Source organism: Streptomyces sp. C, from assembly GCF_000158895.1.
Lineage (GTDB): Bacteria > Actinomycetota > Actinomycetes > Streptomycetales > Streptomycetaceae > Streptomyces > Streptomyces racemochromogenes.
This window is the reverse complement of sequence record NZ_GG657750.1, coordinates 5,216,313-5,234,578: the sequence shown is the minus strand read 5'-3', so window position 1 is coordinate 5,234,578 and position 18,266 is coordinate 5,216,313. Positions and strand designations below refer to the sequence as shown.

Below are 18,266 nucleotides of genomic sequence, written 5' to 3'. Positions count from 1 at the left end.
TATATATATATATATATATATATATATATATATATATATATATATATATATATATATATATATATATATATATATATATATATATATATATATATATATATATATATATATATATATATATATATATATATATATATATATATATATATATATATATACGCACCCCCCGGTGCGTTCACACTGCTGGGCTGTGCGGGTACTGCCGGGTGGGGCTGTTACTTGTTGATGCGGTTCGCGATTTCCTTGTCCGCTTCCGCGCCCGCCTTGGCGGCGTCCTCACCCTTCAGGACCTTGGTCATGAACTCCTTGATGGGGTTCGGCTCGGTCTCGACGTTCGCCCAGCCGGCGGTCACCGGGGTGATCTTGCCGTTGGCGCCGGCCTTGGCCATGGCCTCGGCGAAGGAGCCGGCGGCCGGGGCGAAGTTCGCGCCGGTCTGGTTCGGCAGCAGCGCGCCCTTGACCTCGGCGGCGTACTTGGTCATCTGGTCCTTGCCGGTGGCGAGGGCCAGCCACTCCTTGGCGAGCTCCTTGTTCTTGGAGCGCTCGGCCACGGCGAGGTTCGAGCCGCCGAGGAAGACGGTGCCGGACTTGTCGGCCGTCTTGCCCGGGATCGGGAAGTAGCCGAAGTCGGCTTCCTTGCCCGCGTCCTTGATGGCCTTCTCGGCACCGCCGGCCTCCCAGCCGAGACCGATCCAGGAGGAGACGCCGCCCTTGGGGACGATGTCGGTGGACTGCTGCGGGGTGGCCTCGTCCTTGTCCTTCGGAGCGGTGGAGAAGGACTGGAGCTTCTTGTAGAAGTCCATGGCGGAGGCGGCCTGCGGGGTGGCCAGCTGGCCCTTCCACTTGCCGCCGTCCTTGACGGCGAGGTCGCCGCCCTCGTCCCAGATGAAGCCGGCGAGGATGTACCAGCTCTGGCCGGGCAGGTAGATCGGCTGCGCGGACGGGTCGGAGGCCTTCAGCTTCTCCAGGCCGGCGATCCACTCGTCGCGGGTCTTGGGCGGGGTGACGCCGGCCTTCTCGTAGGCCTTCTTGTCGTAGACGACGACGCGGTTGGCGGCGTACCAGGGGGCGGAGTAGAGCTTGCCCTCGACCTCGGCGGAGGCGAGCATGCTCTTCTGCCAGGCGTCGGCGCCGAGCTTGGACTTGTCCTTGGTCAGGTCGGCGAGGCCGCCGGTGACCGCGTAGCCGGCGGTCTGGGTGTTGCCCAGCTCAAGGACGTCCGGGGGGGTGTTCTCGGAGAGGGCGGTGGTGACCTTCTCCTGGATGCCCGTCCACTTCTGCTCCTCGACCTTGACCGTGACACCGGGGTGCTTGGCCGAGAACTCCTTGTTGACCTGCTCGATCCAGGCCTTGGGAGCGGAACCGTCCATGACCCAGACGGTGATCTCCTTGGCGCCACCCGACGCGTCGGACTCCGGCTTGTCGTCGCCGCCGTTGCCGCACGCCGCGACACCGACCATCATGCCCACGACACCGACCGCCGCAATGAGCTTGCGCTTCACGCCACCCTCCTCAGGGATGCTGCTGCTTTGCACCTTCCCTCGCCCGCCGCGGTGACGTACGTACCAAGTACTGCCGTGGGGCCGGGATCTGATCCACATTGGTTTAGACCAGTACCGGGAGCTTGGCCTAGACCTTTAGGGGTGTCAAGGGTCTAATGAGCGGGTGCTCGGTCCGTTATCGGACCGACACCTGGGGGAGGGGAGGAGGCCTGCCCTCCCGCCCGTGTCACCATGTGACCGCACATATCGGAGGAGCCGGTGACGGCAGCGAAACTGGAGTCGGGAAGGCGGGCGGCGATGGCCACCGAAGGGGCGACCACGGAGCCGGAAGGCGGGCCGGCCACTCGCACGGCGCGCGTGCCCAAGTACTACCGACTCAAGCGGCACTTGCTCGACATGACCGAAACGCTCCCCCCCGGCACGCCCGTGCCGCCCGAGCGTACTCTCGCGGCCGAGTTCGACACCTCCCGGACCACCGTCCGGCAGGCACTGCAGGAACTCGTCGTCGAGGGCCGGCTGGAGCGCATCCAGGGCAAGGGCACCTTCGTCGCCAAGCCCAAGGTCTCGCAGCCGCTGCAACTCTCCTCCTACACCGAGGACATGCGCGCCCAGGGCCTGGAGCCCACGTCCCAGCTCCTGGACATCGGCTACGTCACCGCCGACGACACCCTCGCGGGCCTGCTGAAGATCGCCACGGGCGGGCGGGTCCTGCGCATCGAGCGGCTGCGCCTGGCCAGCGGCGAACCGATGGCCATCGAGACCACCCACCTCTCGGCCAAGCGCTTCCCGGCGCTGCGCCGCTCCCTCGTCAAGTACACCTCGCTCTACACCGCCCTCGCCGAGGTGTACGACGTCCGGCTGGCGGAGGCCGAGGAGACCATCGAGACCTCCCTCGCCACCCCGCGCGAGGCCGGACTGCTCGGCACCGACGTGGGCCTGCCGATGCTGATGCTCTCCCGGCACTCACTGGACGCCGACGGAGAACCGGTCGAATGGGTGCGATCGGTATATCGCGGCGACCGTTACAAATTCGTGGCCCGCCTCCAGCGACCCGCTACGTGATCAGCTGTTGACTGCCCACGGCCCTCGGTAGACGCTCGTACCGCTATGCGGACGGGGGCTTACTTTCACCGGTCAAGCCCCCGTAGATTCCGTGCGTTTACGCGAATGATCAACGAGGGGACGAGGATCATGCCGGAACCGGGCGCAACAGGGACAGAAGCGGCGGGTCAAGGCGGCGGGCCGGGCTCGCCCTCTTCTTCGGGGAAGGCCTCCCCGCAGTCGATCGCCGTCTGGGTGGGCGTGGCCCTCGTCGGGGCCCTCGGCTGGGGCGTGCTCGCACTGTCCCGGGGCGAGGAGATCTCGGCCGCCTGGCTGCTCGCCGCCGCGCTGGGCTCGTACGCCATCGGCTACCGCTTCTACTCCCGCTTCATCGCCACCCGCGTCCTGCGGCTCGACAAGACGCGGGCCACCCCCGCCGAACGCCTCGACAACGGTGTCGACTTCCACCCCACCGACCGGCGCGTGCTCTTCGGCCACCACTTCGCCGCCGTCGCCGGCGCCGGCCCCCTGGTCGGCCCGGTGCTGGCCGCGCAGATGGGCTACCTGCCGGGCACCATCTGGATCGTCGCGGGCGTCATCTTCGCCGGCGCCGTCCAGGACATGGTGACCCTGTTCTTCTCCACCCGGCGCGACGGCCGCTCCCTCGGCCAGATGGCCCGGGACGAGATCGGCCCCGTCGGCGGCGCCGCCGCCCTCGTCGCCGTGTTCGTCATCATGGTCATCCTGCTGGCGGTGCTCGCACTGGTCATCGTCAACGCACTGGCGCACTCCCCCTGGGGCGTCTTCTCCATCGGCATGACCATCCCCATCGCCCTGTTCATGGGCGTCTACCTGCGCGTCCTGCGGCCGGGCCGGGTCACCGAGGTCTCCGTCATAGGCGTCGCGCTGCTGCTCCTCGCCATCGTCGCCGGCGGCTGGGTCGCCGACTCCTCCTGGGCGAGCACCTTCACCCTGGAGAAGGAGACGCTGGTCATCTGGATGGTCGTGTACGGCTTCATCGCCTCGGTGCTGCCGGTGTGGCTGCTGCTCGCGCCCCGCGACTACCTGTCCACCTTCATGAAGGTCGGCACCATCGCCCTGATGGCGGCCGGCGTCGTCATCGCGATGCCGACGCTGAAGATGCCCTCGGTCACCGACTTCGCCACGCGCGGCGACGGCCCGGTCTTCGCCGGGTCCATGTTCCCCTTCGTCTTCATCACCATCGCCTGCGGCGCCCTGTCCGGCTTCCACTCGCTGGTCGCCTCGGGCACCACCCCGAAGATGATCCAGAAGGAGACCCAGGTCCGGGTCATCGGCTACGGCGCCATGCTCACCGAGTCGTTCGTCGCCGTCATGGCGGTGATCGCCGCGAGCATCATCGAGCCCGGCCTGTTCTTCGCGGTGAACTCCCCCGGCGGCGTCATCGGCGCCACCGTCCAGACCGCCTCGAAGGCCGTCACCGACTTCGGCTTCGCCATCACCCCGGAGGCCCTGGCCCAGGCCGCGAAGGACGTCGAGGAGGCCAGCCTGCTGTCCCGCACGGGCGGCGCGCCGACCTTCGCACTCGGGATGTCGGAGATCTTCTCGTCGGTCGTCGGCGGCGCCGGGATGAAGGCCTTCTGGTATCACTTCGCCATCATGTTCGAGGCCCTGTTCATCCTGACCACCGTCGACGCCGGCACCCGCGTCGGCCGGTTCATGCTCCAGGACACCCTCGGCAACGTGCACAAGTCCTTCAAGGACGTCAGCTGGAAGCCGGGCGTGTGGCTCGCGAGCGCCGTCGTCGTCGGCGGCTGGGGCTACTTCCTGTGGGTCGGCGTCAAGGACCCGCTGGGCGGCATCAACCAGCTCTTCCCGCTGTTCGGCATCGCGAACCAGCTGCTCGCGGCGGTCGCCCTGGCCGTCTGCACCACGCTGCTGGTCAAGTCCGGGCGGCTCAAGTGGGCCTGGGTGACGGGCGTTCCGCTGGCCTGGGACGTGGCGGTCACCCTCACCGCGAGCTACCAGAAGATCTTCTCCGACGACGTGAAGGTCGGCTTCTTCGCGCAGCGCGACAAGTACCAGACCGGCATCGACGCCGGGAAGGTGCTGCCGCCCGCCAAGAACATGGACGACATGCACACCGTGGTCACCAACGCCACGGTCGACGGGGTCCTCTCGGCGCTGTTCGCGCTCCTGATCATCGTCGTGCTCGTGGACGCGGCCCGGGTCTGCCTCAAGGCCGTCCGGAACCCGGAGTCGGTCAGCCTCTCCGAGGTGCCGTGGAGCGAGTCGAAGATCATCGCCCCGGCCGGGCTCATCGCCACCGCCGAGGAGAAGGCCGAACTCGCGGCCGCCGGCCTCGACGGGAGCGGGGGCAAGGCCAAGGAGCCCGTCGCGTGAGCGGGGTGCGCGGGGCGCTGGCGAAGGCCCGGTTCTACGTACGGGAGTTCTCCGGCGAGGCCGCGTACGACCGCTACGTGGCGCACGCCCGCTCCCACGACCCGGACGCCGAGGTCCTGACCCGGCGCGCCTTCGAACGGGCCCGCACCGACGCCCGCGAGGCGGACCCCCGCGAGGGCTTCCGCTGCTGCTGAACGACCCGAAGGGCCCCGCCGGAACTTCCGGCGGGGCCCTTCACGTGCCCCGGGTCAGCGCACCCAGTCCTTGAGGACATCGGTCTGGAGAGTGATACCGACGGGCTCGGGAAGGGCGATCTCCGTGCCGTACGGCACGATGTGGATGCTCTTGTACTCGCGGCCGACGGGCTGGCTGTAGACGGAGACCTCACCCTTGGCCCGGTCGATCAGCAGGTACACGGGGATTCCCGTCTCCGCATAGGCGCGGGGCTTCTCGACGTGATCCCGCCGACGGGTGTCGGAGTCCCACGAGGTCACCTCGACAGCCATGAGGACCGGCTCGGGTTCGACCCAGTCGCCCTGGCCGACGAACGCGTCCTCGTGTGCCAGGACTCCATCCGGAATGGCTCGGCCCTGTCGGTACGGCTCCACCTTGATCCCCTGCCCCGGATGCAGGAACAGACCGGGCCGGGTCTGCATGCAGATCTTGATCAGCCACTGGATGATCCGCCCGTGGTCCCCGTCCGGCATGGCCTTGCTCCTGATAACCCCGTCGATGAATTCCAGCCGCGTCCCCACCCGCTCCCGGGCCGCTATGCGCGCGACGGCTTCGAAGTCCTCTGTCAGCATGTGGGGCCGGTCTGTCATCACGGTCATGCCTCGCTCACCTTCCATCAACGGTGCTCCTTCGACGATAGCGCCGACCACCGACACCCGTCCGGCACACTCGGCGGCATGGACATCGAGATCAGAACGGCGAGGGAAGACGAGTACGGGCGGCTCGGGGAGATCACCGGAGCCGCCTACAGCGGGGACGGGCTGCTGGACCTGAACGACGACGACACCTACCTGAACGTCCTGCGCGACGTCGCCGGGCGGGCCGGGGACGGGGAGGTGCTCGTCGCCGTCGAGGACGGCCGGGTGCTCGGGGGCGTGACGTTCGCCGCACCCGGCAGCCGGCTCGCGGACGTGGCCGGACCGGAGGAAGCCGAATTCCGGATGCTCGCCGTGGCGCCCGAGGCGCGCGGCAAGGGCGTCGGGGAGGCCCTCGTACGCGCCTGCACCGAACGGGCCCGCGCCCTGGGCGTCAGGGCCCTCGTGCTGTCCACCCAGCCGGCCATGCTGGGCGCCCAGCGGATCTACGGGCGACTGGGCTTCGTCCGCACTCCCGAGCTCGACTGGTCGCCCATCCCCGCCCTGAAACTGCTGACCTACCGTCTGGAGCTGTAGCCGCGCCGACACAACATGTGGTGGGTCGCGCACGGGCGGCCCCCCACATGTATGCTCATCCTCGCTGTCGCCGCAGGGGGATCCGGTGCGAATCCGGAACTGTCCCGCAACGGTATGAAAAGTCCGAGGACCTGCCGACAGTGCGCCCGGATCGACCGAACCGGGTGCCGACACGTCCGGGTCTCGCGGTTGGGCCGGTGGACGCCATGCGGTGAGTACGCGATCCGGTCGCGCCCGCATGCGCCTCCCCGCGCCCCGATCCGCCGAAGACCGGGCCGAGCGAGGGAGAGCTCCCGCCGTGACCATCGCGCCTTCCGCACCGCGCGCCGAGTCCGTTTCTGGCGACACCACCGAAGGCCCGGGGGCCGCGCTGCTGCGTACTCTCACCGAGCTGACCGCCGACCTCCCCGACACCGACCCCGGCCGGGTCGCCGCCGCAGCCCTGCGCGGCCGCAGCGCCTCCGCCGACGAGGCCGAGCTGCGCGGGCTGGCCACCGAGGCCGCGGCGGGCCTGATCTCCGAGGACCCCGCCTACTCCCGGCTCGCCGCCCGCCTGCTGACGCTGGCCGTGGCCGACGAGGCCGCCGGCCAGGGCGCGACCTCCTTCGCCGAGTCCGTCGCCGTCGGCCACCGCGAGGGCCTGATCGCCGACCGCACCGCCGAGTTCGTCGCCGCCCACGCCGCCCGCCTGGACGCGCTGGTCGAGCACGCGCTCGCCGAGGGCGCGGACGACCGCTTCGGCTTCTTCGGCCTGCGCACCCTGCACAGCCGCTACCTGCTGCGCCACCCGATCACCCGCCAGGTGATCGAGACCCCGCAGTACTTCATGCTGCGCGTGGCCTGCGGCCTCGCCGAGGACGACTCGGTCCAGGCCGTCGAGGAAGTCGCCTCGCTGTACCGGCTGATGAGCCGCCTGGACTACCTGCCGTCGTCGCCGACGCTCTTCAACTCCGGCACCCGCCACCCGCAGATGTCCTCCTGCTACCTGCTGGACTCCCCGCTGGACGAGCTGGACTCGATCTACGACCGCTACCACCAGGTGGCGCGCCTGTCCAAGCACGCCGGCGGCATCGGCCTCTCGTACTCCCGCATCCGCGCCCGCGGTTCGCTGATCCGCGGCACCAACGGCCACTCCAACGGCATCGTGCCGTTCCTCAAGACCCTCGACGCCTCCGTCGCCGCCGTGAACCAGGGCGGCCGCCGCAAGGGCGCCGCCGCCGTCTACCTGGAGACCTGGCACGCCGACATCGAGGAGTTCCTGGAGCTCCGCGACAACACCGGCGAGGACCAGCGCCGTACGCACAACCTCAACCTCGCCCACTGGATCCCGGACGAGTTCATGCGCCGCGTGAACGCCGACGCCGACTGGTCGCTGTTCTCCCCGGCCGACGTCCCCGAGCTGGTCGACCTCTACGGCGACGAGTTCGACGCCGCCTACGTCAAGGCGGAGGCGGCCGGCCTCGCCAAGAAGACCATGCCGGCCCGCGACCTCTACGGCCGCATGATGCGCACCCTCGCGCAGACCGGCCAGGGCTGGATGACCTTCAAGGACGCCTCCAACCGGACCGCGAACCAGACCGCGCTGCCCGGCACCGTCGTCCACTCCTCCAACCTCTGCACCGAGATCATCGAGGTCACCAACGACGGCGAGACCGCCGTCTGCAACCTCGGCTCGGTCAACCTCGGCGCGTTCGTCGCCGACGGCGAGATGGACTGGGCGCGCCTGGACGAGACCGTCCGCACCGCCGTGACCTTCCTCGACCGCGTCGTGGACATCAACTTCTACCCGACCGAGCAGGCCGGCCGCTCCAACGCCAAGTGGCGTCCGGTGGGCCTGGGCGCGATGGGCCTCCAGGACGTCTTCTTCAAGCTGCGCCTGCCCTTCGACTCGGCCGAGGCGAAGGCCCTGTCCACGAAGATCTCCGAGCGCATCATGCTCGCCGCGTACGAGGCCTCCTGCGACCTCGCCGAGCGCTCCGGCCCCCTCCCGGCCTGGGCCGAGACCCGCACCGCCCAGGGCGTCCTGCACCCGGACCACTACGAGACCGAGCGCCACTGGCCCGAGCGCTGGGACGCCCTGCGCGCCCGCATCGCGAAGACCGGCATGCGCAACTCCCTGCTGCTGGCCATCGCCCCGACGGCGACGATCGCCTCGATCGCGGGCGTGTACGAGTGCATCGAGCCGCAGGTCTCCAACCTCTTCAAGCGCGAGACCCTCAGCGGCGAGTTCCTCCAGGTCAACGGCTACCTGGTGGAGGACCTCAAGCAGCTCGGCGTGTGGGACGCGCAGACCCGCGAGGCGCTGCGCGAGTCCTCCGGCTCCGTCCAGGGCTTCGGCTGGATCCCGGCCGAGATCCGCGAGCTGTACCGCACGGCGTGGGAGATCCCGCAGCGCGGCCTGATCGACATGGCGGCGGCCCGTACGCCGTACCTGGACCAGAGCCAGTCGCTGAACCTGTTCCTGGAGACGCCCACCATCGGCAAGCTCAGCTCGATGTACGCGTACGCCTGGAAGCAGGGCCTGAAGACCACGTACTACCTGCGCTCGCGCCCGGCGACGAAGATCGCCCGCGCCGCGTCCGGCGCCGCCGCCGTCCCGGCCGCCGCCACCCCGGCCCAGCTGCCCCAGGCCCTCGACGCCGAGGCGCTGGCCTGCTCCCTTGAGAACCCCGAGTCCTGCGAGGCCTGCCAGTAATGAGCTCCGCCCACCCGTCGCCCGACCACCGCCCCTCAACGACGGCACTTCGTGCCGACGCCCCCCATTCAAAGAACCTCCTCGACCCGGGCTTCGAGCTCACGCTCCGCCCCATGCGCTACCCGGACTTCTACGAGCGCTACCGGGACGCGATCAAGAACACCTGGACGGTGGAGGAGGTCGACCTCCACTCCGACGTCGCCGACCTGGCGAAGCTGACGCCGGCCGAGCAGCACATGATCGGCCGTCTGGTGGCGTTCTTCGCCACGGGCGACTCGATCGTCTCGAACAACCTGGTCCTGACGCTGTACAAGCACATCAACTCCCCGGAGGCGCGCCTGTACCTGTCGCGCCAGCTGTTCGAGGAGGCCGTGCACGTCCAGTTCTACCTGACGCTGCTGGACACCTACCTGCCCGACCCGGACGACCGCGCGGCGGCCTTCGACGCCGTCGAGGAGATCCCGTCGATCCGCGAGAAGGCGCAGTTCTGCTTCAAGTGGATGGACTCGGTCGAGAAGATCGAGCGCCTGGAGACGGCCGCCGACCGCCGCCGCTTCCTGCTGAACCTGATCTGCTTCGCCGCGTGCATCGAGGGCCTGTTCTTCTACGGCGCCTTCGCGTACGTGTACTGGTTCCGCTCGCGCGGCCTGCTGCACGGCCTGGCGACCGGCACCAACTGGGTCTTCCGGGACGAGACCATGCACATGAACTTCGCGTTCGAGGTCGTGGACACGGTCCGCAAGGAGGAGCCGGAGCTCTTCGACGACGCGCTCCAGCAGCAGGTCACCGACATGCTGAAGGAGGCCGTCGAGGCGGAGCTGCAGTTCGGCCGCGACCTGTGCGGTGACGGCCTGCCGGGCATGAACACCGACTCGATGCGCGAGTACCTGGAGTGCGTCGCCGACCAGCGCCTGGTGCGCCTGGGCTTCCCGCCGGTGTACGGCTCGCAGAACCCGTTCTCCTTCATGGAGCTGCAGGGCGTCCAGGAGCTGACGAACTTCTTCGAGCGCCGCCCGTCGGCCTACCAGGTCGCCGTGGAGGGCACGGTCGACCTGGACGAGGACTTCTAGACCCCGCACGGTGGCCCGCCCCGAGCCCAACGGCCGGTAATCGACCGTGACTTGACATTCGGGGCGGGTGGGTCTGGCCCGGCCCCGGCGGCGGTGATGTCATCCGGGTGCGCCGACCGCGCCCCGCACCGCGCGCCGGCCGCTCCCCCCACAGACGAAGGCCCCGCTCCGGAACCGGAGCGGGGCCTTCGTACGCGTGCGGGGCGCGGCCGGGATCAGTCGTTCGGGACGATCTCGTAGCGCGGGTCGTTCTCCGCCATCTGGCGCAGCGCGTCCTTGCGGTCGCGCTTGGAGAGGCGGTCGATGTACAGGTAGCCGTACAGGTGGTCCGTCTCGTGCTGGAGGCAGCGGGCGAAGTAGCCGGTGCCGCGGACCTTGATCGGGTTGCCCTGGGCGTCCTGGCCGGTGACCTCGGCGTAGTCCGGGCGGGCCAGCGAGGCGTACGCGGTCGGGACCGACAGGCAGCCCTCGTTCGAGTCGTCCAGCACGCGGTTCGCGGCGGGCAGCTCGACGAGCTTCGGGTTGACCACGACCCCGGTGTGGCGCACGCCGTCGTCGTCCGGGCAGTCGTAGACGAAGACCTTGGCGTCGACGCCGATCTGGTTGGCGGCCAGGCCCACGCCCTCGGCGGTCTTCTGGCTGGCGAACATGTCGTCGATCAGCCGGGCCAGCTCGTCGCCGAACTCGGTGACGTCCTTGCACTCGCGGTGCAGCACCGGGTTGCCGACCACCGTGATCGGGCGGGACGTGCCGCGCTCACGGTAGGCCAGCTCGCGCGCCTCACAGTCCTCGGTGTCCACGACGTAGCCCTCGTCGTCGATCGGGGTCACCTGGTTCTCCTGCTGCGCCATGTCCGCCGTACGCCTTCCCTCAAGTCCGTGGTGTGCCCGTACAGCCTACGGCCCAGGGTCAGCAGACTTCCTCCAGATCCCGCCACTCACGGCTGTCGGGGCTGTCGGCGACCCAGCTGTCCAGGAGCCCGCGCACCAGGCCGGCCGGCGCCGCGATGCCGCACTCGCGCTCGGGCACCCACAGGGGGCCGGATCCGGCCGTGCGGTGGCCCAGCGGGCCGGGGTGGCCCGGTTCGCTGTGGTCGTGCGGGTCCAGGTGGTCGCCGTTGCCCTCGCCGCTGGGCATCGCGCTCTCCGAACAGGTCCGGCACAGCAGCCGCACCGAGGACGACCAGTCCTCGGCGGCGAAGCCGGCGTCCGAGGCCAGCTGCTCCAGGGCGTCGCGGTCGGCCTCGGTGGCCGCCTCCAGCAGCACCACCCAGGTCGGCACCGGCGAGGGCGCCCACAGCTCGATCTCGTCGAAGACCGGGTACGAGGGGCCGGCCGCGGTGATCCGCTCGCCGTGCGGCACCCCGTCGTGCAGGACGACCTCGCCCCAGCGCCGTCCCGAGGAGGGCAGCGGGATGGACAGGACCTCCATCCGGGCTGGATCGAGCCTTCGGCCCCACACGACCTCGGCCTCGCCCTCGGGCGACAGCCGTACGGCCGCGCTGCCCAGTTCCATGCCCACCGGCTCGCCCGTGCCGGCCGTGCTGTGCGGGTCGCCGGGCACCTTCAGCCCGTACGCCTGCCAGGCCCGGCGGGCCAGCGGCCAGTCCTGCAGGGCGGTCGCGGCGATGCCCACGTTCCACCAGTCCGGGGCGCCGGTCTCGCGGTCGAGCAGGGCCACGGCGCGCAGTCCGGCGGTCCTGGCCTGCTCCCAGTCGTGCCGGAACTTGTGGAGGAGTGCCAGGTTGAACCAGGACTCGGACAGCCAGGGCTCCAGGTCGGCAGCCCTGGTCAGCAGCGCGCCGGCGTCCTCGTACCGACCGTCGCCGATCAGCGTGAACGCGCGGTCGGTGGCCTGCCGCCACGAGGCGGAGGGCCGATGCCGTACCTTCCCGAAGATCCTCACGATTCCCGCCTGCTTGGGGGCACCCCCAGCGGTGGCTGGGGGACAGGTGCAGCTATGCGCACACCCTCACGGACACTCCTACTGCATCCAACCATGCCCGCTCGGACGGCCGCTCATTACCCATGGGTTACCCCGGCGGAACGGGTGTGACCCTGCCGCGTCCGCCCCTGGCCAGAACCCTCGCCAGGGACTCCACGACCTCCGGCTGGTAGTCGCGCCCGGTGCCCAGGCGCAGCTGTTCGAGGGCGGCCAGTGAGCCGCCCGGGTGACGGCCGCCGCCCGCCAGGTCGTCGTACGCGTTGACGGCGCGCACGATCCGGGCGGCGACGGGCTGCTCGCGGTACGGATCCGCCTGGCGTTCCACGATCACCGCGACCTCCGCCGGCACCCCGGTCTGGCGGGCCACCTCACCTCCGAGCTCGGCGATCCGGCGGGCCTCGGCGGCGGGCAGCCCGGCGGTGGCCCCGGCGGGGACGGGGTCGACGAGCGAGAGCTGGCCGATGTCGTGCATCAGCGCGGCGTACTCCAGGACCGTGAGCTCCCGCTCCGACAGGCCCAGCTCGCGGCCGACGGCACAGCTGAGGGCGGCGACCCGGCGGGCGTGCCCGGGGGCGGTGTACCCGGCGATCTCGGTGGCCCTGGCGAGTGAGGTGATGGTCTGGCGGTAGGTGGTGCGGACGGCGGTGATCCGGCGGAAGGACATCTGGGTCAGCAGCAGCGGCACGCAGAAGACCGGCAGGGCCCACAGGCCCGCCACGGCCACCCCGAGGGCCATCACGGCGCCGGTGGCGCAGATCGCCGAGCCGGCGCCGGGCAGGGCGCGCAGCTCGTCGCGGAGCAGGGGCGCGTACGGCCAGCCGGTGCGGGCCCCGGCGGTGGCGGCGGCGAGCGCGGCGTCGCACAGGGCGGTGAGGCCGAGCAGGACCAGCAGGAACAGGACGAGGTACGGGCCCTGCCCGAGCCGTTCGCCGAGCCGCCCGGAGTTGTACAGGGGCTGGAAGCAGGCGGCGGCGAAGGCCACCGTGAGGACCCGGCGGGCCACGTGGTCCAGGGCCGGGCCGCGGCCCCGGGCGATGTGCGGGACGGTGCCGGCGAGGGCGGCCGCGACGACGACGGCGACGGTCTGGAGCACCCCGTGGTGGGTGGGGTGCCCAGCGTTGTGGCCGAGCAGGGCGTACGCGAGGGCTCCGGCGGAGCCGAGCGGTGCGGGCCGGCCGTACCCGGCGGGCCCGGCCACCCCGTCGGCGTGTGCCGGGTGGTGGTCGCGGCGGGCGAGTTCGCCGAGGGCGACCAGGGTGGCGAAGGCGAGGGCGGTGCCGGGCTCGACGACGCCGGTCCACAGGGTGTGGCCCAGCGCGGCGGCGGTGAGCACCCCCGCGGCGGCGCGGACGGCCCAGCCGGCGAGGGCCCTCACCGGCCGCCGCCGGCCCGCCCGGCGGGATCGCGCCCGGCGGGACGGGCGGCCCGCGGCCCGGCGGCCCCGTCCGCGGGGCCCGCGCCGGCGCCGTCCCCGGCCGCGTTCCCGGCACCTGCCACCCCGGACTCCTGCCGCGGCGGGCCCGGGGCGGCCGGGGCGGCGGGGGCGGCCGGGGCGGCGGGGATGACCTGGAGGTCCTCGTCGGAGGTGACCACGGGGTGCCAGCCGTGCCGGCCGATGGCGGCGACCAGGGCCCGCACCATCGCCGGGTCGAACTGCGCCCCCGCGCAGCGCTCCAGCTCCGCGAGGGCGGTGGCCACCGGCCGGGCCCGGCTGTAGGAACGCGTGGAGGTCATGGCGTCGAAGGAGTCGGCCACCGCCACCACCCGGGCCAGGACCGGGATCTGCTCGCCGCTGAGCCCGTACGGGTAGCCGGAGCCGTCGACCCGCTCGTGGTGGTGCAGGATCGCGGACCGGGCCTCCCCGAGGAATCCGATGCCCCGCACCATCTCGTGCCCGTACTCGGGGTGCAGTTCGATGGTCCGCCGCTCCTCCGGGGTGAGCGGCCCGTCCTTGCGCAGCAGCCGGGTCGGCACGCCGAGCTTGCCGACGTCGTGCAGGATCCCGGCGATCCGGACCACTTCGAGGCGGTCGTCGCGCATGCCCAGCTCGCGGGCGATCATGGCGGAGGCCTGGCCCACCCGTTCGCTGTGCCCGCGCGTGTAGCGGTCCTTGATGTCGACGGCCTGGACGAGGGCGCGGATCGTGGCCCGGTGCGCGGCGCGTTCGCGGTGGTACTGGGCGAAGACCCAGCAGGAGATGTACATCGGCAGCAGGACGAGCAGCGCGGCCGGGACCCCGTACGGGCTGCGCCACATGACGGCCATCATCAGGCCGGCGAGCCCGTGCACGCAGTGCGGGGCGAGGGACCCGGTGGCGAGTCCGCGCCAGGCGGTGGCGGCGGGCCGGCCCTCGGCGGCGGCGAGGACGGCCCCGTCGAGGGCGGTGAGCACCAGGCAGAAGACGACGGCCGCGACGGCGGCGGGGAGCATCACGTACGGGAAGTCGGCCACCCAGGCGGTGGGGTCGGCGCCGCGGCCTCCCCCGCCGGGCGGTCCCGCGGGAGCGGCGCCCCGGCCGGTGAGGGCTTCGCGGCCGCCGAGGAGTCCGTAGGCCCGCCCGGCCGCCCACGCGGCGGTCGCCTGCTGGGCGGCGTGCCAGATCCGGCGGACCCCGGCGGGCCTGCGTACGACGCTCTGCGCGAGTCCGCCGGGCACGGCCACGAGCGCGGCGGCCGACGGCGGCAGCAGGAAGACGGCGGCCATCACCACCGGGAAGAAGGAGCCGATGCCCTCGGGGACCCGCCGGCCCAGGAGGGGGAGCTTCCGTGCCGACTCGCAGCCGAGGTAGAGGAGGGCCAGCAGAGTGACGGCGGGCCAGGGCGTCGCGGAGCCCGCGAGGAGGGCCGGGGCCGCGCAGGCCGCGGCCGCGAGGACGGCGGCGAGGACGCAGACGCGCGCCATCGGCGGAAGTACCCGCATGGCGCTCTCCTCCCCCAGGGGCCGGGAAAACCCGGTACCGGAAGTGAGCGGTACCGCGAGGGGAGAATAGGTCGGCCCCCGAACGGAGCGGGGCACATTTTCGCATTGCGCCGTACGGGCGCCCCCGGATTAGCACCTTCGAGTGAACGAAGTGCGTTTCCGGGGGCGGCGGTTCAGCGGTCGGACCGGCCCGTTCAGCCGGTCGCGGGCCCGGCGGTGATGTCACCCTCGGGCACGGCCTGACCCGAACGGATGAGCTCGATCCGCCCCATGACCTTGGAGCGGAGATCGCTCGGCACGTCGTCCGATCCGCAGCAGCGCTTGACCAGCTTCTTGACGGCCTGTTCCAGGCCGTACTTCTCCAGACAGGGATTGCATTCGCCGAAGTGCGTCTCGAACTTCGTGCAGTCACTGTCGGGCATCTCGTGGTCCAGGAACTCGTATAGATGATCCAGGACCTCGGCGCACTCCGTCTCGTGCGGCTCTCCGCAGCTCATGAGCCCGAGCCTTTCAGGTCGTTCGACTCTCCCGCGCCGGCGGGGACCAGCCCGCGCTCACGGGCATAGTCCTCCAGCATTCCGCGGAGTTGACGGCGCCCACGGTGCAGCCGCGACATGACCGTACCGATGGGTGTACCCATGATGTCCGCGATCTCCTTGTACGCAAAGCCCTCTACGTCGGCAAGATAGACCGCGATGCGGAACTCCTCCGGAATGGCCTGGAGCGCTTCCTTCACGTCCGAATCGGGCAGGTGGTCGAGCGCCTGCGATTCGGCGGAACGCAGACCGGTCGACATGTGCGACTCGGCGCGCGCCAGCTGCCAGTCCTCGATCTCCTCGGCGGCGCTGCGCTGGGGCTCGCGCTGCTTCTTGCGGTAGGAGTTGATGAACGTGTTGGTCAGAATGCGGTAGAGCCACGCCTTGAGGTTGGTGCCCTCGCGGAACTGGTGGAAGGACGCGTACGCCTTCGCGTAGGTCTCCTGGACCAGGTCCTCGGCATCGGCCGGGTTGCGCGTCATGCGCAGCGCGGCGGAGTACATCTGGTCGAGGTAGCCGAGGGCGTCCCGCTCGAAGCGCGCGTTGCGCTCCGCGGTCGTCTCCTGTGCCTGGCCTTCGTCGGTCCCAGCGACAGGACCCACCTCCTCCGACAGCGTGGCGGCTCCGAAAGCGGATCCGCTCGAATCGGAGAATAGTCGACCTTCCCGGCCCTCCGCCGCCCGAAGCGACTCGCGCTTGGGGGCGGGCAGCACCGTCCATTCCAGGTCAGCGGCCTGCGGGCGGTTCTGGCTGATGACCTGGGTCATGCGCTCCCTCTCCTCCGACGTCTTTCCCCTGCGTTCCGACATTCCCCACAACAGGCGGCCGGGGCAGCGCATTCCCCGGCGCGCCAAGGGTTTTCGCCGGTTTCCGGGGCGGGGCGGGGCCGGGTGAGCGGGGTCACGCCGGAATCTGTCAGGTCCGGACCACGACGGCCCCCGCCCCGGCTGCGCCGAGGCCCGCCGGGGCACCGCCCGAAACCCCTCCGGACCCCCTCCAGCCCCGTTCCGACCCCCCTCCAGGCCCTCTCCGGCCCCGCCCGGCCAGGGCATGGGCTCAGCCCGTGAGGCCGGTGAGGCCGGCGAGCCAGGGGGCCGCGGCGTCCGTGATGACCGCCAGGGCCTCGTCCTGCGTCAGGTCCGCCTTCTTCGGCACGGCGAAGCCGTGGTCCCCGAAGGGCACCTCCACCAGCTCGTACTCCCCGGCGGGGAACTCCTCCGGCCGTCCGAACGGGTCCCGGCCGCCCTGCACCACCAGGACGGGCCGCCCGGCGCCCAGCAGCTCCTCGGCCCGGGACTTCTCCGGCTTGCCCGGCGGGTGCAGCGGGAAGGACAGCGCGAGCACGCCGGCCGCCCCCAGCTCGGCCGCGGTCCGGCAGGCCACCCGGGCCCCGGCGCTGCGCCCGCCGGCCACCACGGGGAGGCCGGGCCGCTCCAGCGCGGGCCACAGGGCCCGCCAGCCCTCGTCCAGCACCTTGGGCGCGGCGGCGACCTTCTTGCCGGCGACCCGCCAGGGCTGCTCGACCAGGGCGACGGTGACCCCCCGGGCGGGCATTGCCGCGGCCAGGGCCTGGAGGTCGCGGGCCTCGACGCCACCGCCGGCGCCGTGGCCCAGCGCCAGCACCAGCCTCGCGGCGCGGGCGGTGTGCCAGGTGATCCGGGCTTCGCCGGCGGGGGTGTCCACGCTCTCGGTACGGGTGCTCATGGGCCCATCCTGCCGGGCGGCCCCGCCGCAGGACGGCAAGGGCACCCCCTAGGGCCTGTCGTCAAACTCCCGGTCGTCGCCCCGGAGGGCGGGCCCCCGCGGCGTCTGGGTGCGTGCTCTCGGTGCACGGGGCGGAAGCCCCGCGTACTGGACGTACTTGGCTTTCGCCCGGTGCAGCGAGAGCGCGTGCCAGGCGTCGCGGGGCAGACGGGAGTTTGACGACAGGCCCTAGAAGAGGGTCGCTTCCTCCGGGCCCTCCAGCTCCCTGAGCAGCTCCGGGCCGTTGTTGCGGACGCTGCTCACGGCCGTGGCCACCGGGTAGGCCCGCATCAGCCCGCCGGGCGGGGGTGCCAGCAGGTCCCGCAGCCCGTTCTCGTCGGTCCGGGCGGGGTCCAGCCAGGCGTCCCAGCGGTCCGGGGTCAGCATCAGCGGCATCCGGGGGTGGATCTCGGAGAGCGAGCGCGGCCCCTCGGCGGGCGCCGCCCCCAGCGGAGTGGTCTCGGCCTCGGCGGTGATCACCGAGCAGGTGGCCCACCAGGCGAGGGGGTGGTCGGCGGGCAGGGTCCCGTCGCGCCAGAACTCGTAGATCCCCGCCATCGCGAAGACCGAGCCGTCGGCCGGGAGCACGAAGTACGGCTGCTTGCGGGCCCGCTTGCGCTTCCCCTCGACCTCCAGCTCCCGCTCGTCGTGCGCGGTGACCCACTCGTAGTACCCGTCGGCGGGGACGATGCAGCGCCGCTGTGCGAAGGGGCGGCGGAAGGACGGCTTCTCGTGCAGGGTCTCCGACCGGGCGTTGATCATCCGGGCCGCGCCCTCGGGGTTCTGCGCCCAGGAGGGGACCAGGCCCCACTTCAGGACCCGCAGCTGGCGAACCGGACGGGGGTCCCGCGCGTCTTTCAGGGGGCGGTCGAGGACGACGTGGACCTCCTTGGTCGGCGCCACGTTCCAGTCGGGGGCCAGGGTCTCGCTCGGCTCCCACCTCTCGATCCCGAATATCCCCGCCAGCTCCTGGGGCGTCCGACTCGCCGCAAACCTTCCGCACATGGCTGACACACTGCCATGGACCC

Annotated in this window: 16 protein-coding genes and 1 riboswitch; of the genes, 6 read left to right on the top strand and 10 right to left on the bottom strand. The window is 71.1% G+C overall.

Annotated elements, in window-relative coordinates; genetic code table 11:
• Nucleotides 1-215: 215 nt before the first annotated feature.
• Nucleotides 216-1,502 (bottom strand): extracellular solute-binding protein, encoded by a 1,287-nt coding sequence (locus SSNG_RS23770; RefSeq protein ID WP_007266451.1) that lies wholly within the window; start codon nucleotides 1,500-1,502, stop codon nucleotides 216-218.
• 297 nt (nucleotides 1,503-1,799) lie between these two features.
• Between SSNG_RS23770 and SSNG_RS23765 the strand changes: the two genes are divergently transcribed.
• The 3 genes from SSNG_RS23765 (at nucleotide 1,800) to SSNG_RS23755 (ending at nucleotide 5,119) form a co-directional block, all read left to right on the top strand.
• Nucleotides 1,800-2,564 (top strand): GntR family transcriptional regulator, encoded by a 765-nt coding sequence (locus SSNG_RS23765; protein ID WP_007266450.1) that lies wholly within the window; start codon nucleotides 1,800-1,802, stop codon nucleotides 2,562-2,564.
• A gap of 129 nt (nucleotides 2,565-2,693) precedes the next feature.
• Nucleotides 2,694-4,925: a carbon starvation CstA family protein gene (locus SSNG_RS23760; RefSeq protein WP_241695260.1), complete on the top strand. Its 2,232-nt coding sequence runs from the start codon at nucleotides 2,694-2,696 to the stop codon at nucleotides 4,923-4,925.
• Entirely contained in the window at nucleotides 4,922-5,119 is a 198-nt protein-coding gene (locus tag SSNG_RS23755) for a YbdD/YjiX family protein (protein ID WP_007266448.1), read from the top strand. The genes SSNG_RS23760 and SSNG_RS23755 overlap by 4 nt, the downstream gene beginning before the upstream one ends.
• A 54-nt stretch (nucleotides 5,120-5,173) precedes the next feature.
• Here SSNG_RS23755 and SSNG_RS23750 read toward each other — a convergent pair whose 3' ends face one another.
• Complete coding sequence (locus SSNG_RS23750) at nucleotides 5,174-5,758, bottom strand: Uma2 family endonuclease (RefSeq protein WP_007266447.1); 585 nt, start codon at nucleotides 5,756-5,758, stop codon at nucleotides 5,174-5,176.
• A 78-nt stretch (nucleotides 5,759-5,836) separates the two neighbouring features.
• On the opposite strand from SSNG_RS23750, the gene SSNG_RS23745 reads away from it, so the two are divergent.
• The 3 genes from SSNG_RS23745 (at nucleotide 5,837) to SSNG_RS23735 (ending at nucleotide 10,096) form a co-directional block, all read left to right on the top strand.
• Nucleotides 5,837-6,331, top strand: coding sequence for a GNAT family N-acetyltransferase (locus SSNG_RS23745; RefSeq protein WP_007266446.1), 495 nt, complete (start codon nucleotides 5,837-5,839; stop codon nucleotides 6,329-6,331).
• A gap of 19 nt (nucleotides 6,332-6,350) precedes the next feature.
• Nucleotides 6,351-6,485: riboswitch (cobalamin riboswitch) on the top strand.
• Nucleotides 6,486-6,629: 144 nt separating this feature from the next.
• Nucleotides 6,630-9,026: a ribonucleoside-diphosphate reductase subunit alpha gene (locus tag SSNG_RS23740; protein WP_007266445.1), complete on the top strand. Its 2,397-nt coding sequence runs from the start codon at nucleotides 6,630-6,632 to the stop codon at nucleotides 9,024-9,026.
• Between the two features lie 113 nt (nucleotides 9,027-9,139).
• On the top strand, nucleotides 9,140-10,096 hold the full coding sequence (locus SSNG_RS23735; RefSeq protein WP_206731328.1) for a ribonucleotide-diphosphate reductase subunit beta: 957 nt from the start codon (nucleotides 9,140-9,142) through the stop codon (nucleotides 10,094-10,096).
• Between the two features lie 215 nt (nucleotides 10,097-10,311).
• Here the strand turns inward: SSNG_RS23735 and def are convergent, their stop codons facing one another.
• The 8 genes from def to SSNG_RS23695 form a co-directional block, all read right to left on the bottom strand.
• Nucleotides 10,312-10,947 (bottom strand): peptide deformylase, encoded by a 636-nt coding sequence (def, locus tag SSNG_RS23730; RefSeq protein ID WP_007266443.1) that lies wholly within the window; start codon nucleotides 10,945-10,947, stop codon nucleotides 10,312-10,314.
• 58 nt (nucleotides 10,948-11,005) lie between these two features.
• Nucleotides 11,006-12,001, bottom strand: a complete 996-nt coding sequence (locus SSNG_RS23725) for a hypothetical protein (RefSeq protein ID WP_007266442.1) — start codon at nucleotides 11,999-12,001, stop codon at nucleotides 11,006-11,008.
• 127 nt (nucleotides 12,002-12,128) lie between these two features.
• Nucleotides 12,129-13,415, bottom strand: coding sequence for an HD domain-containing protein (locus SSNG_RS23720; RefSeq protein ID WP_042801740.1), 1,287 nt, complete (start codon nucleotides 13,413-13,415; stop codon nucleotides 12,129-12,131).
• The gene (locus SSNG_RS23715; protein ID WP_050779714.1) at nucleotides 13,412-14,959 is read right to left on the bottom strand and encodes an HD-GYP domain-containing protein; all 1,548 of its coding nucleotides are present in this window, start codon (nucleotides 14,957-14,959) and stop codon (nucleotides 13,412-13,414) included. Before SSNG_RS23715 ends, SSNG_RS23720 begins: the two co-directional genes overlap by 4 nt.
• Nucleotides 14,960-15,153: 194 nt before the next feature.
• Entirely contained in the window at nucleotides 15,154-15,456 is a 303-nt protein-coding gene (gene rsrA, locus SSNG_RS23710) for a mycothiol system anti-sigma-R factor (protein WP_007266439.1), read from the bottom strand.
• Nucleotides 15,453-16,097, bottom strand: a complete 645-nt coding sequence (locus SSNG_RS23705) for a sigma-70 family RNA polymerase sigma factor (protein WP_007266438.1) — start codon at nucleotides 16,095-16,097, stop codon at nucleotides 15,453-15,455. Before SSNG_RS23705 ends, rsrA begins: the two co-directional genes overlap by 4 nt.
• Before the next feature lie 454 nt (nucleotides 16,098-16,551).
• Entirely contained in the window at nucleotides 16,552-17,199 is a 648-nt protein-coding gene (locus tag SSNG_RS23700; protein WP_007266437.1) for an alpha/beta family hydrolase, read from the bottom strand.
• A gap of 228 nt (nucleotides 17,200-17,427) precedes the next feature.
• Nucleotides 17,428-18,243: an SOS response-associated peptidase gene (locus SSNG_RS23695; protein WP_007266436.1), complete on the bottom strand. Its 816-nt coding sequence runs from the start codon at nucleotides 18,241-18,243 to the stop codon at nucleotides 17,428-17,430.
• Nucleotides 18,244-18,266 lie beyond the last annotated feature (23 nt).

Excerpts from the sequence above, each read along its gene's own strand:
- SSNG_RS23765 (WP_007266450.1), top strand. The coding sequence starts at position 1,800 with ATGGCCACCGAAGGGGCGACCACGGAGCCGGAAGGCGGGCCGGCCACT.
- SSNG_RS23760 (WP_241695260.1), top strand. The coding sequence starts at position 2,694 with ATGCCGGAACCGGGCGCAACAGGGACAGAAGCGGCGGGTCAAGGCGGC.
- SSNG_RS23750 (WP_007266447.1), bottom strand. The coding sequence starts at position 5,758 with ATGACCGTGATGACAGACCGGCCCCACATGCTGACAGAGGACTTCGAA.
- SSNG_RS23745 (WP_007266446.1), top strand. The coding sequence starts at position 5,837 with ATGGACATCGAGATCAGAACGGCGAGGGAAGACGAGTACGGGCGGCTC.
- SSNG_RS23735 (WP_206731328.1), top strand. The coding sequence starts at position 9,140 with ATGCGCTACCCGGACTTCTACGAGCGCTACCGGGACGCGATCAAGAAC.
- def (WP_007266443.1), bottom strand. The coding sequence starts at position 10,947 with ATGGCGCAGCAGGAGAACCAGGTGACCCCGATCGACGACGAGGGCTAC.
- SSNG_RS23715 (WP_050779714.1), bottom strand. The coding sequence starts at position 14,959 with ATGCGGGTACTTCCGCCGATGGCGCGCGTCTGCGTCCTCGCCGCCGTC.
- rsrA (WP_007266439.1), bottom strand. The coding sequence starts at position 15,456 with ATGAGCTGCGGAGAGCCGCACGAGACGGAGTGCGCCGAGGTCCTGGAT.
- SSNG_RS23700 (WP_007266437.1), bottom strand. The coding sequence starts at position 17,199 with ATGAGCACCCGTACCGAGAGCGTGGACACCCCCGCCGGCGAAGCCCGG.
- SSNG_RS23695 (WP_007266436.1), bottom strand. The coding sequence starts at position 18,243 with ATGTGCGGAAGGTTTGCGGCGAGTCGGACGCCCCAGGAGCTGGCGGGG.